The organism is Streptococcus sp. F0441, assembly GCF_000314775.2.
Taxonomy (GTDB): Bacteria; Bacillota; Bacilli; order Lactobacillales; family Streptococcaceae; genus Streptococcus.
The window spans coordinates 1020442-1033567 of sequence record NZ_KB373321.1 but is presented as its reverse complement, the minus strand read 5'-3'; the positions used below and the strand labels follow the sequence as shown (position 1 = coordinate 1033567).

The following is a 13126-nucleotide window of genomic DNA, read 5'->3' as shown; positions in this document are numbered from 1 at the left end:
CAACAGTAAATGTTTGTTTTTGTGGTTTTTTATCTAAAATATTTCAATATCAAAACCAATTTGATCCACTTGACCAGCTTCTAAGAGACGAACGTTTTTCTTACCTTCTAAATGATCTCCTTCTTCAAGAGATGTTGACAAGCCAGACCATGGTTCAAAGGCAATGAATGGTCCCTTATTCAAAGTTGACCAAATGATGAGATTTGAGAACTCTTGGAAGTGTACTTTTAATCCCTTCTCATGCTTACGAGAACGAAGGGCAATTGTTCTGGATTGCAACTCATCCAAAGTCACTGCATCAACACTAAACAGATCGTAACTGAGATCCACTTCCTTTTGCGAATCCAACCATGGACTTCTATCTTGAAAGTCTAACATGCCAGTTTCTGGGAAAGGACGGGGAACAGAGCAAGTCTCTTCTTTCTCAAACTCTAAATAGTAATCTTCATAAGTTTCGCCATCTAACAGAGGACAATTAAATCCTGGATGTCCTCCTATAAAGAATGGCATTACTTTATTAGTTTCTCTATTGAAGACTTTGTATTGAGTACGGACAGTCTTGCCATTCACTAGATAAGTGATTTCAAGACGGAAATGATAAGGGTAGTTTTGATAAGTATTCACATCATCTTCGATAGCAAATGTTACGCTGTTTTCTGTTTGAGCAACTAAGTCAAATTCTTTTTTACGGACCAAACCATGACGAGGAATGTTTCCTTTCGTCTCTGTTCCATCTGCGTGACTGTAGAAGGCTGTATCTTCTCTTAAAGAGCCACAGATTGGAAAAAGTACTGGAGCTTGTCCACTCCAGTAAGTGGCATCTCCTTGCCACAGATACTCAATGCCTTCTCGATCCTTGATCGACGACAAGGCGCCACCTAAGGTTTTAAACTGGACCGTTAACTGATCTGATTTTATTTCAATTACCATAATATTCTCCAACTATTTTTAGATCTTTATATAAAAACTAGGTTGCCACTCCCAATGTAGGAAATTAACAACCTAGTTTTCACAATTTACATTTTATAGGAGCGAATTATTTAGCATTTGCTGCGTATTCTTCGTTACGTTTGATCATTTGTTTTCTATACCAAGCAAAGATACCTACATAGAATACAAGGAAGACTGCTGCACCAAGGATTGCTTTGATATCACCTGTTGTAGCATTACCGATTGCCCAACCAAATAGTTTTTCAATTGGTCCTTCAAGAGTTGAGTGAGTGATCAATTGAGTTTGGCTCACACCTTCTGGGAAGGCACCTACACCTTTAGCAAGTTCAGTTGCAAATGGAGCGATAAGAGTACCAGAAAGAAGGAAGAGAGGCAACAAGAGTGTTCCGAAGATAATCATACGGAGCAATTTACCACGTGTAACAACCAAGAGAGCTGGAGTCACACCCATAGCGATGATACCTGCAAGTGGCAAGATACCATTACCGACGTTTGAAAGAAGCACAGCTTCTACTAGCATGATTGGAGCAAGTACGTTAGCACAAGCCCAGATTTCAGCGCGACCAGCGATGAAAGGCCAGTCAAGACCGATGTTGAATTTACGTCCTTGAAGACGTTTAGTAGCAACGTTTGTAATACCTTGTGAGAGTGGTTCTACGGCTGCGATGAACCATGATCCGATAAGTGAGAAGAGTTCCAAAGCTACACCGGCAGTCAAACCAAGGCTCAACCAACCTTTAATAACAAGTTCCCATTTATCAGCTCCTTCTACTCCAGCAACTGGGTGTGGAGTCCCCATCAAACCAATAACAATACCAAGGATGAAACCGATAAAGAATTTAGATCCCCAGAAACCGATTTTTTTGTTCAATTTTGCAGCGTCAAAGTCATATTTATCGAGACCAGGCAATACTTTATCAAAGATTTTATCCAAGACCATGATAACTGGGTTCATCATGTAGTTCATGTGAGTTGAAGTCATTGGTGATGAACTTGGTGCATTAAGAAGGTCGTCGAAAGTTGGTTTCATCAAATCAGAGTTGATGATTTTCAAAATACCTACAAGGACAACTGCTGCAGTTGCGATGAAGAGTGAAACCCCTTGGCTAACTCCATTGTTGTCTGCGTACCATTTGATCAAAAGACCAGTGATTGACAAGTGCCAGATATCGAAGATATCGACGTCAAGTGTATCTGTTTTCTTCATTGCAAGCATCACAATGTTGACAATCAACATTACAAGCAAGAAGTAAAGTGTCCATGCAGATCCCCAAGTGATGGTTGCAAGTGGTGCCCAACCAACGTCAGTGATGTTCAATTGAATACCAGTATTTTCAACGAATTTTGCAAGTGATGCTGAGAAAGCTCCGTTGAGCATACCGATGATAGCACCGATACCAGTAAGGGCGATGGCAAGTTTGATACCACCTTCAAGCGCTTTGGAGAATTTCACTCCAAATAGTAAAGCCAATACTGTCAAGATGATCAGCATGATGATAGGACCACCCATTTCCAAGACTGGCTTGAAAATCTTATTGGCTAGTTCGATAATGACATCCATAATAGTTCCTCCCGTTTTTTTAGTTATATGAATGTTGACAAGATAAAGAATAAATTAGCTTAGTCCGTGTTCTTTGATAGCTGCTTCAATATTGTCAAATACTGGAGCGCTCATCGCTGGAATACGGAACAAGATTGGTCCAGCTTCAATTACTGGAATACCAGGTTCAAAACCAAGGTCAGTTGCAGCGATTGGTGTAAAGATATCGTAGCCCTTGATAAGGTCTTCGTTTACGTCTTTCACCATGACGGCATCACAGTGAACATCATAACCACGGTTTGAAAGTTCTTCTTCTAGAGCACTTTTAATTTGGTGACTTGAGTTAACACCTGCACCGCAGGCAGCAAGAATTTTAATCATTTGGATTTCCTCCGATTTTATTTTTTAATAGACAAGATTAAGCGGTTGCTTCAGCAATGTAAGCATAAAGTTTTTCTGGTTCAGAAATTTTTGATAAATCTTCCAGATGTCCATTTCCTGTGAAAAAGTCCATCAACTGAGCCAGAATATTTGTTTGACTTGAACTTGAGTTGTTAATGATAAAGAAGAGTAGGGATACTTCTACTTCCTTATCAGGAGCAATCATATTGTGAAAAGTTACTGGTTTTTCTAATCGAACAACCACAACTTTCTCAGCCAGATTATGAACAATATCTGTATGAGGAATCGCTACATTTGGCAAGTCCTTACCTAGAAATTCCATATCTAAGCCAGTTGGAAATGACTTTTCACGCGTGATCAAGGCTTCACGATAAGTTGGAGTGACAATTTCTCGTTCTTCCAACAAGCTTGCTACCTGATCAAAGAGTTGTTCTTGATTATCCGCTTCTAAGCAAAACACCAGGTTTTTGTCAAAGAAATGATCTAATCCCATAACATTTTCCCTTCTTTCAATTATCTTTTGTGTAATAAGTATAACACTATATGAAATCGTTGTCAATATTTTTTTGTTTTATTTTGTTCATTTTTTTATAATTTTTGTTTCATTTGAAGAATACAATCAATATCAAACATTCTTGTTATAATATCTACAAAAAAAGAAGGCCCAAGCCTTCTTCTCTTTCCTTACTTAATAGTAGATAAAATCTCTTCTAATTTATGGTAGTCTTTTACACTATCAATTTCATAGATGCTATTTCCTTCTAATTCTTCGACATAGACATCCAATTTTTTGATATTATCCTTAACCATGTTATCCCAGTAGAGATCAACAAATTCACCACTTTCGTAAGCTTTGTCAATAAAGCCAACAATCTTCTCAGCAGTTGGTGCATCCCAGAATGATACTCCGCTCAGAATGCGACCAGCCTTGCTATCAACAATAATGTCTTGAACCTTGTAGTCATCACCGTAAACCAAGAACCACTCGTTCGTACAGTCTTCACGATAAACACTGAAATAGGTAGAACGTTTAAGATCGTTTCGAAACATATTTTTGAAAAGATAGTTATCTGCATCGATGACGTAGCTGTTAGCCAAATCTTCTTTTACTAGATAAAGTGAGTAAAAATTGTTGTAATCTGCGTACTTGTCGTTAAAGACTAAACGAACACCATATTTTTCTTTTAGGTAGTCAAATTGCTCCTTGAGGTAACCAACAACGATAATAATCTCATCAATTCCTCTCTCTTTCAAAAACTCGATTTGGTATTCTACCAAGGGTTTTTGATTAACCTTAACCAAAGCTTTTGGGGTATTTTCAGTCATAGGGCGCAGACGAGTTCCTAAGCCCGCTGCTAAAATAATCGCTTTCACACGAATCTCCTTTATTCTTTAATAATAATATAAACACCAGCCATAACAATAAGTGAAGTGATGATTGTCAGCATATCTAGCGGTGCACCCAAGAAAATAACTGCAAATAAGACAGTCCAAACTACATAGCTCACATTCAAACCTGTCGCTTTCGCAGGTTGTAAGCGATTAATGGCGATATAATAAGCTAAGTAGGAAATCATATCAAAGGCCGCAAAGACAATCAAGAGACCGAATAATTGCCCATCTGCCACTTCTGCAAATGAATGGTGAGAAAAGAGCACAATCACAAGATAGGATAAGAATGAGGTTACTTGTCGGATTAACAAGGCTTCAATTTCACTTAAATCACTTTCCATAGCATAGGAGCTGAGAACACTTTCACTCCCCCAGGCAATGGCACAGATAAGGGCACAAAGAATCCCAATGTAAAACGAGTTAACTTGTTCAACCTTGTAGGTTTGAGCAATGATCGCTGCAATAATCAAGAAAACACCAAATACTGTATTCTTTGAAACCTTGTGTTTCAAAATGAAGAAGGCTAGCAAAACTGAAACTGCTGGGTAAATAGCCGATACAGATGAAGCTAGAGAACTACCGATATATTTAACCGCATAAAGATTGGCCTGCATACCAATAGGTCCTGCTAGTAAAGCACCGATAATTACACTTACATTTCGAATATTTAAGAAAATCGAGAGACGAACTTTTCTTTCTTTTACCAAAAGAAAAGCTAACAAGATAAAGATACTCAAGAAATCATGAGCAGCAGCCACCACAAAAGGTGAAAGATTTGTAAAAATTGAAAAGATATAAGCACTAATTGTTAGACCTAATCCCCAGAAGATACCAGAGAGCAGACCAAAGGAAACACCATTTTTATTCTTCATCCTAACCTCCATAATAAGTCAAACCTTCGACAGCTCTTTGGTAACGGTTGATACCATAATCTCCAAAATCAGCTCCTTGAGCTTCTTTGTACACTGTCCACAAACTCCAGATAGTATCTTGCAAGATTTTATAGATACGAATCTTCTCACGTGATACAGGTGTTTTGTCACTTTCATAGTAGGAAAGGAAATCATCTTCCTCTTGCTTTGTAAATTCAGACTCTAAGAAAAGAGCTGCCAAATCCCACATCGGATCATTCATAGAAGAGTATTCCCAGTCAATCAAATACAAACGACCTTGTGGTGACTCAATAAAGTTTTCTGGTACCAAATCAATATGACAGGACTTTCTATCAACACCCAAATCAGCCAATCTCTTTTCTAGTGAAAATACATCTTTTCTTACAGCTTCATAGTTTTCATAAGGGATAGGTCCCTCAATCAAGGATTCATATTTTCTGATTTCCTCAAAGGGAGCAAATTCTCCTCTTAATTCTTTCCCTGAAGCATGGATGGTTTGTAAAATTGGTGCAATCTTTTCAAACTTGGACTTGATAGATGTTGAATCAATAGTTACTGCCGATTCGATGTATTCATTTACTTTAATCCCTGACTCAATATCAAAGAGATAATTTTTAACATCTAAATCTAAATCCTCTAAAAGTTCAAGATTATACTTTTCATTTTGACGATTGATGAGTTTTTCAGTCCCTTTACCAAAAAATTTCACAATATACTGTTTGTTGGTTGTTTTAACCAAATAGTTTTGGTTGGTCATGCCTCCCAGCTGTTCGACACTGAGTACTTCCTCTTCATTAGATAGTAAAGAAGAAATTTTTTCTTTGATGAGTTTTTCCACAATTAACCTCCATCTCCTACACTTCCCACTTGAATACTGTTTTAAAAGCAGTATTCAGGTCTGTAGCAAAGACACGGTGAATGTCCTTGATTTCTCTCACAGGCTCTTCAACATAAAGGATATTCTTCAGACGATTCGCAAACTTTTTAACTTCCATCATTTGAATGGCCTTTTCAAAATCGACGCGTCCTGAACGAGACGATCCCACTAATAACAATCCTTTTTCCAAAGCGTCTCGTGTATTGATATTAACCTTGTATTCGCTCACTCCCATCATGAGAACCGTTCCCTGTGGGCGAATATAACGAATCAAGTCATTGATAGCTGGGCCTGTACCATCCCCACCACAGCACTCAAATCCATGATCATAGGTTAAATCTTCTGGTATATTATCAGTAATGTAGCACTCTTTAGCAAAAGAGAAGAGCTCTAGTTTTTCCCAATGGCGACCAATGACGATAATCTCTGCTTCTGGCAAGGTATAATTGATAATATTTGCAACCACAAAGGCCAAACTACCATCTCCGATAACAGCAATGCGCTCTCGTTTGCTATGAGCAAGATGTAGGAATCGATCCATAGCATGCATACCAACACTTACAAACTCGGTAATGGCGGCAACTGAGTCCTCGATGTCATTATAAGACACAACACGATCTTTGGGAAGAGAAACAAATTCTCGCATAAAGCCATCGTGACCACTAGATAGGAAGTAGGTCCCTGTCATGTAGTTCTCGTAGAACTCCTTGTCACTCTGCATAGGCGGTTGATTGGGAATCATAACTACCTTTTGACCAACTTCATAAGTCCCAGTTGGATCGGAAATAACAGTTCCACAAGACTCGTGAATCATGGCCATTGGAAGCTTTTTAGCCAAAATCTTTGGATCGCGTTTCCCTTGATAATAACGTTGATCTGCATGACAAACCGCCATATAATTTGGACGAATAAGGATATGATTCTCCTGATCAATGTCCTCTTCTTGGTATTTTACATTGATAAACTTTGGTTTGGTCAGTTGATAAATTTGATTAATCATAGCCTTAGTCTTTCTCAATCATGCTTTTCGCGATTTTCAGGTCTGTCACAGTTGTGACTTTAAGATTTGAATATTCCCCTTTAGCTAGGGCAACGTCTTTTCCTTTGATAACAAAAATCTTACATGCATCTGTCAGGATTTCCTTTTCTTGGTCAGATAGGGAACCATACAAATCCATGAAATCCTTGCAGCGGAATGTCTGAGGTGTTTGACCTTGATAGAGGTGAGCACGATTTGGAATATCAGTGATAAACTGACCATTAGTACTTTCAACAATGGTATCAACTGCTTCTACTACTGTGTCAACTGCATCATGATTTTGAGCCAGTTTGATATTGTCCTGAATCATGCGAAGTGTGATAAAAGGACGAACAGAGTCATGCGTAATCACGATATCTTCTGGAGTGATTGGACGGTAGGCATCAATAGCTTCTATAATCTTCTCGATACTGGTATTGCGATCAGCACCACCCTTTGTAATGATGATGCGATCCTTGTGAAGAGAAAGATACTTGTCAACCAAGTCCTCAGCATGAGATACCCAATCTCCATGAACTCCAACTACAATTTTTTCAATACTTGGTTCCAAAACAAATTTTTCAATTGTGTGGATCAAAATAGGACGATCACCCAACTCCAAGAATTGTTTTGGTAAATTACTGATTCCCATGCGTGTGCCAGTTCCTCCGGCTAGGATTCCTGCATAGATCATTTATATTCTCCTTTAGTTTATTCTAAAAAACTCATTACTATCTATTATATCACAATATATGCCTATCATGAAGAAAAGATAAAGAACCACCATGTGAATCGGCTCATTATTAGGATGAAAAATGAACAATATTCAACAAAGTCTGAAAAATTATAATAAATTAAGAAATAAATTTAGGTTATTCTCTATACCCCTCATTCAACGTTCGGTTAATATATAGTTCTTTAGAATATAATAGAAACCTTAAATAAAACTTAAACATATTTTTAGAAATACAAGAAAAAGCTAGGAAAATTGTGGCATCCATTTTTGTAAATTTAAGAAAGCAATCTCTACGATGTTTTAAACTATTGTTAGACTTTTGCTCCTAAAATTGGTAAAATAAAAAAGAAAATAATAGAAAAAGGAAACTATAAACCGCTATGATGAACATGCAGAACATGATGCGCCAAGCACAAAAACTTCAAAAACAAATGGAACAAAGTCAAGCAGAACTCGCTGCCATGGAATTTGTTGGAAAATCAGCTCAAGACCTTGTCCAAGCAACTCTAACTGGTGATAAGAAAGTGGTCAGCATTGACTTTAATCCAGCAGTTGTAGATCCAGAAGATCTTGAAACCCTTTCTGACATGACTGTTCAAGCGATTAACGCTGCACTTGAACAAATTGATGAAACGACTAAGAAGAAACTCGGTGCTTTCGCTGGAAAATTGCCTTTCTAATCCACAAAAAAAGAGAAACATCTGTTTCTCTTTTTTTCTTAGAAATCAAAGAATTCCATTGCTTTCTTTAAGAGTAATTCCGTGTATTCCGGATCATCTTGAGCCATTGTGACTTGTGACTGGACCATTTCAAGATCATCCGTTATCATTCCATCTGCTCCAAGTCTGACTGCCTTATCAAAGGACTCAGAACTATTCACAGTCCAAACATATAGTTTCTGATCTGTTGTCCAAAGTTTATTGACAAAGTATTCATCCAAAGTTGAATATTCCATGGTATAACCAGTCGCCTTGGTTCTCGGAAACACACTATTATATGGCAGAATGAAGTACACTGGAATTTCAGGATCGTAAGCCAAGACCTTATCAATCACATGATAGTCTAGTGACTGCATCTGGTGGCCATATTTCTTAATCGTCGTTCCATACTTTTCAAGGAAATGGTCCATCATTTGTGGGCTATCTTTTTTACTGGTTTTAATCTCAATCAGCAATTTTTGGTTTAAAGCATTTGCTCGCTCTAAATAGGCATCAAAACTTGAAATCTTTGTTTGATAACCATTCTCGTAAATATCTGTATTTGTTAATTCATCCAGAGTTAAGTCTTGCGGTGTAGCATTAATTCTTGCTAGCGATTTAAGGTTAGCATCGTGCATCATCACGAACTGACCGTCTTTCGTTTCCTGAACATCCATTTCAATGAGATCTGGTTTTAGTTGAGCTGTTTTTTCCAAAGACTGCACAGTATTTTGAACACCATTTTTATTACTTACTCCTCTGTGCGAAATCACTAAAGGTGTATTGGTATCCGGAGACTCCAAATAGATGTAACCTTCTAAAGCAAAGAAGATACTTGCACACCCCATGACACCCCATCTCATCAGATGATCTTTTTTTCGCCTTGGCATGATCTCCAACTCTTCTCCCGTCAGGAAGGAAACAAACTTCACTAGGAAATAAGTCAGAGTCATGTAATGGAGGTTTTTAATCAAGATAAAATTAATCACACCAAGAATCAAGGATTCTTTTTGAGTAAAGTTATCCATTACCGCCTGAGCAAAGAGCAAGGGAATTAACAAGACAAAGAAGAAGAGATAGGTTTTAATGATAATGAGTAGGAGATGCCAAGAGAAGAAAAGAACGTTTTTCTTCGTCTTTTGGAGACTATATTTCACACTTTCTCTTACTGTCTTTCTTTCAAAGAGAATCTTAGGAAGGGCAAACATGAAACGAACAGAAATGTAGAGAAAGATCCAAGCGGATGCTATGATCAACAGCCCTACCAGCCAGTTCTTATCTTCTAGGTATGTAACGATAAAATCAGGGATAATAATCTTATTGAGATAGTAGATTTTTAAAATTTTCCTAATAAAAGGAAAAAGTAGAGCTACATAAAAGAAGACAAAGGCCATCTTACAAAAGCTCAATCGTTTGACAAATAGAAAGCTCTGGTGAAAGACTTTTCGACTATATTCAATCAGGGTTCTCTTTTCATGATAGAGAAGGTGGCGAGCCCCGATAAACAAAAGACAAATCTGGAAATAGGCGACCAGGAGATTGATTGCAATTAAGATGAGAAAGGCTAAACTGATAAAAGGCGAGCCTTGTATAATCGCCCAAAAGTTATTGTAGGAGATAAACAAGTAACCTGTTTGTCTCAGAAGGATGCCAGCAATCCATGAATTCAATGGTAGCCAGACAAACTCAACCATCATAAATATCAAGAAAAATAGAAATAGTATTTTATCTAGATTATAGTATATCTTCCTAAAACCTAGCTTTTTAGGTTTTTCAGGTTTCATAGGCACTCCTAGTCTAAAAATTGAGATAAATCTAAGCCACCGAAAGGATTATTCAGAGAAAAACTACTCTGGTCTTCTATTAATAGCTTTCCTTCATCCGATTCTAAAAAGGCTTCGTAAACACGCGCCGTCATGCGGGCATCCTCTAAACTGTTATGAGACTTCCCGTGAAAACCTAAAAAATTCGCGACAGTTTGTAATTTAAGATTAGCTATCCCGTGTAGGTCAGAACTACGCCGTTCAAAAGCCTCATCATATAGATCAACCTTATACTGGTCACGATAATCGATACCGTGCTCCAAGAGAATAGGCAGATCACTCTTGGCCACATTGTAACCAACCATAGGTAAATTACCAGCAAAGGTCTGAAAATCTCTTAAAACTTGTTCTACCTTTGGCGCATCTTTCAAGGTTTCAGCTGTGATTCCAGTTAAGCCATTGATAAAACTCTTCAAAGGTGCTGTAGTATGAACATAAGAATCAAAGGCACTTATTTCTTGACCATTTTGAAAGCGGACTGCCGATACTTGAATTAAATGGGTAACCCCCTCGTGTTGATTGAATTCCAAATCAAAGGAGATATAATCTCTTAATTTTTCCATTATTTACCTCAATTACTACCCAAACTAAACTATAAATAATAAAAGAAGCCATTAGGTTAGTGAGTAACCCAAACAGCTTCTTTATTTTCCTCCAAAAAGGCGAGCAAAAAAGCCTTTTTTGGTTGCTTGGACTTCTTCTTTTGCTTGGTCCAACTCGAGTTTCAAGGTTTCTTGATCCTTCATGGCTTGAAGAGTTAACTGTTGCTGTTGGTCCAACTGTTTGTCCTTTTCAGCAATCTGTCGGTCTTTGATACGCATCTGTTCATCTTTTTCTGATAACTGGCGGTCTTTTGCCTTGAGCTGCTCGTACAAACGAAGAATTTCAGCGTTTTTCTCATCAACCAAGATTTCCATCAGTTCACGTTGTTTGACATCATCACTGACTGGTTCATCTTCAAAAATCGTTTTTTTGTAGATTTCCTCTAGCTTGATCAAGCCACTTCGAGTAACTACAGTTACACCTTTGTCATTTTTTTTCGTGTCCTCTTCTGGAAGTTCTTTGACACGATTGTTGATTGCTTGACGAGATAGTCCTAAGACCTCTGCAATCTCACTGACGGTCATTTCAATACTCATAATATCCTCTGAAACGTTTTCTAGCTTTTCTTTATTTAAATCTTATCATAAGCTAGATAAACTGTCAAATTTCCGCTTAATCTAAGGCTTTTAAAAAGGCTAGTAAGACTTGGGCAGAACGACGTCCAGCTTCGATAATAAATTCATCAAAAGAGATAGAGGCTTCGTGATTGGCATTGTCACTCATGGCACGAATGACTAGGAAAGGTAGACCAAGAGCCTGAGCCGCTTGTGCAATGGCTGCCCCTTCCATTTCAACTGCTAAAACATCCGGAAAGTGGGTTTTGATACTAGCAATTTTATCATCTCCAGCTATAAAACTGTCTCCTGTAGCAATCAAGCCTAGGTGCCAGTTTTGGTCCAACTGAGATAGACTCTCTTGGATTTTGGCTACAAAGGTTTTGTCTGATTCAAAGTAAAGAGGTTGTTGCGCCATTTGGCCATAAGCATAGCCAAAAGCAGTCACATCCACATCATGGTAAGCCAACTTATCCGCAATCACTACATCTCCAACAGCAATCCCTTCGGCAAGAGCACCTGCTGATCCTGTATTGATAATAGCTTCTACCTGAAAATGGTCAGCTAGAATAGCTACACTCATAGCCGACATGACCTTTCCAATCCCACTCTGAACTAGAACGACTTCTGTATTGCCAACAGAGCCAGTGTAGTAAGTATTTCCAAGGACTTGGACTTCTTTAGGTTTGTCCAAATTCTGAGTCAAATATAGGAGTTCTTCTGGCATGGCAGCAATGATTCCAATTTTCATTTTATTTCCTTTTCTATTACAAAAGTTTCATCGCCAACACAAGTAAAATCAAGAGTAGGATGACTGTAAATAAGATTCTATTTAATTTTGAGTTAAAAACATTTCTCTTGGTATTCTCAATGCGACGGCTCTTATGAATCGTTGGCTCTACTTTGATTGTTAAAGTATCTTGAATAGAATTATAGTCTCTAGAACGTGAATAACCAAAGTTTTGTGAAGAAGTTGATAAAATTTTAGTTTCCTCGTCATCTTGAAGAGGTGGCCCAGAGATTTTCTCCCCACGATTGGCACGTTCGATTATTTCATCTGTTAACAAAGGTTTTCCCATGGGCTACTCCTCTATTTCTCTTGCAATTCCCAGTACTGGATTGCCATAATGGTCTTGGCATCACAGATATGGCCAGACTGAATTAAGTTTTTTGCTTCTTCAAGGCTGACCTCTAGAACTTCCAAGGTTTCATCATCATCTTGCGGACGAGGATTTTCCACCTTAGTTAAATCTCTAGCGAGGTAGAGTTTTAATTTTTCGTTACAAAAACCAATAGCAGAGTAGAAATCATATAGAAGCTCTAACTTACCCGTATAGGCAACTTCCTCCTCCAATTCACGAAGGGCCGCCGACATGGGATCTGCATTTTCACCAAGTTCTAGTTTACCAGCAGGAATTTCATAAGAGATAGCTTCAATAGCTTTTCGGTATTGCTTAACAAGGACGATTTTGTCCTCAGCTGTTACAGCTAGAACACATACGCCTCCATTGTGAAAAATCAGATCACGTTGGGCAGTTCCCTTCCTTTCTGGTAGTTCCACCTGGTCTTGCACTAGCTTAAAAATAGGACCTTGATAGATTTCCTTCCGGCTAATCGTTTTTTCTTCAAATTCCATGAT

16 protein-coding genes are annotated in these 13126 nt (G+C 38.0%); 1 reads left to right on the top strand and 15 read right to left on the bottom strand.

The window, feature by feature from the left end:
* Positions 1-33: 33 nt before the first annotated feature.
* The 9 genes from HMPREF9188_RS10200 to HMPREF9188_RS04940 all read right to left on the bottom strand — a co-directional run bounded on the left by HMPREF9188_RS10200 (position 34) and on the right by HMPREF9188_RS04940 (position 7767).
* On the bottom strand, positions 34-930 hold the full coding sequence (locus HMPREF9188_RS10200; protein ID WP_009730098.1) for an aldose 1-epimerase family protein: 897 nt from the start codon (positions 928-930) through the stop codon (positions 34-36).
* Positions 931-1036: 106 nt separating this feature from the next.
* Positions 1037-2512 (bottom strand): PTS galactitol transporter subunit IIC, encoded by a 1476-nt coding sequence (locus tag HMPREF9188_RS04975; RefSeq protein ID WP_000382508.1) that lies wholly within the window; start codon positions 2510-2512, stop codon positions 1037-1039.
* Positions 2513-2566: 54 nt separating this feature from the next.
* On the bottom strand, positions 2567-2872 hold the full coding sequence (locus HMPREF9188_RS04970) for a PTS sugar transporter subunit IIB (RefSeq protein WP_000590551.1): 306 nt from the start codon (positions 2870-2872) through the stop codon (positions 2567-2569).
* A gap of 37 nt (positions 2873-2909) precedes the next feature.
* Positions 2910-3386, bottom strand: a complete 477-nt coding sequence (locus HMPREF9188_RS04965; protein ID WP_000521979.1) for a PTS sugar transporter subunit IIA — start codon at positions 3384-3386, stop codon at positions 2910-2912.
* A 191-nt stretch (positions 3387-3577) separates the two neighbouring features.
* Positions 3578-4267, bottom strand: a complete 690-nt coding sequence (locus HMPREF9188_RS04960; RefSeq protein WP_009730097.1) for a sugar phosphate nucleotidyltransferase — start codon at positions 4265-4267, stop codon at positions 3578-3580.
* An 11-nt stretch (positions 4268-4278) separates the two neighbouring features.
* Positions 4279-5157, bottom strand: coding sequence for a DMT family transporter (locus tag HMPREF9188_RS04955; protein ID WP_000791842.1), 879 nt, complete (start codon positions 5155-5157; stop codon positions 4279-4281).
* 1 nt (position 5158) lies between these two features.
* Entirely contained in the window at positions 5159-6016 is an 858-nt protein-coding gene (locus tag HMPREF9188_RS04950) for a phosphotransferase family protein (RefSeq protein WP_009730096.1), read from the bottom strand.
* A gap of 16 nt (positions 6017-6032) precedes the next feature.
* Positions 6033-7055: a ribitol-5-phosphate dehydrogenase gene (locus HMPREF9188_RS04945; protein WP_009730095.1), complete on the bottom strand. Its 1023-nt coding sequence runs from the start codon at positions 7053-7055 to the stop codon at positions 6033-6035.
* A 4-nt stretch (positions 7056-7059) separates the two neighbouring features.
* The gene (locus HMPREF9188_RS04940) at positions 7060-7767 is read right to left on the bottom strand and encodes an IspD/TarI family cytidylyltransferase (protein ID WP_009730094.1); all 708 of its coding nucleotides are present in this window, start codon (positions 7765-7767) and stop codon (positions 7060-7062) included.
* A 422-nt stretch (positions 7768-8189) separates the two neighbouring features.
* Here HMPREF9188_RS04940 and HMPREF9188_RS04935 point away from each other — a divergent pair, with 422 nt between their 5' ends.
* Positions 8190-8489 (top strand): YbaB/EbfC family nucleoid-associated protein, encoded by a 300-nt coding sequence (locus HMPREF9188_RS04935; RefSeq protein WP_000981516.1) that lies wholly within the window; start codon positions 8190-8192, stop codon positions 8487-8489.
* A gap of 38 nt (positions 8490-8527) precedes the next feature.
* Here the strand turns inward: HMPREF9188_RS04935 and HMPREF9188_RS04930 are convergent, their stop codons facing one another.
* From HMPREF9188_RS04930 to HMPREF9188_RS04905, 6 genes are all read right to left on the bottom strand, one after another.
* Entirely contained in the window at positions 8528-10291 is a 1764-nt protein-coding gene (locus tag HMPREF9188_RS04930; RefSeq protein ID WP_009730093.1) for a glycerophosphoryl diester phosphodiesterase membrane domain-containing protein, read from the bottom strand.
* Positions 10292-10299: 8 nt separating this feature from the next.
* Positions 10300-10893, bottom strand: a complete 594-nt coding sequence (locus HMPREF9188_RS04925) for a 3'-5' exonuclease (protein ID WP_009730092.1) — start codon at positions 10891-10893, stop codon at positions 10300-10302.
* Positions 10894-10974: 81 nt separating this feature from the next.
* Positions 10975-11469, bottom strand: coding sequence for a chromosome segregation protein RocS (gene rocS / locus HMPREF9188_RS04920; protein WP_000021252.1), 495 nt, complete (start codon positions 11467-11469; stop codon positions 10975-10977).
* Positions 11470-11545: 76 nt separating this feature from the next.
* Positions 11546-12238, bottom strand: a complete 693-nt coding sequence (locus tag HMPREF9188_RS04915; protein ID WP_009730091.1) for a 5'-methylthioadenosine/adenosylhomocysteine nucleosidase — start codon at positions 12236-12238, stop codon at positions 11546-11548.
* A gap of 16 nt (positions 12239-12254) precedes the next feature.
* On the bottom strand, positions 12255-12566 hold the full coding sequence (macP, locus tag HMPREF9188_RS04910) for a cell wall synthase accessory phosphoprotein MacP (RefSeq protein WP_009730090.1): 312 nt from the start codon (positions 12564-12566) through the stop codon (positions 12255-12257).
* 11 nt (positions 12567-12577) lie between these two features.
* On the bottom strand, positions 12578-13123 hold the full coding sequence (locus HMPREF9188_RS04905; protein WP_009730089.1) for an NUDIX hydrolase: 546 nt from the start codon (positions 13121-13123) through the stop codon (positions 12578-12580).
* Positions 13124-13126 lie beyond the last annotated feature (3 nt).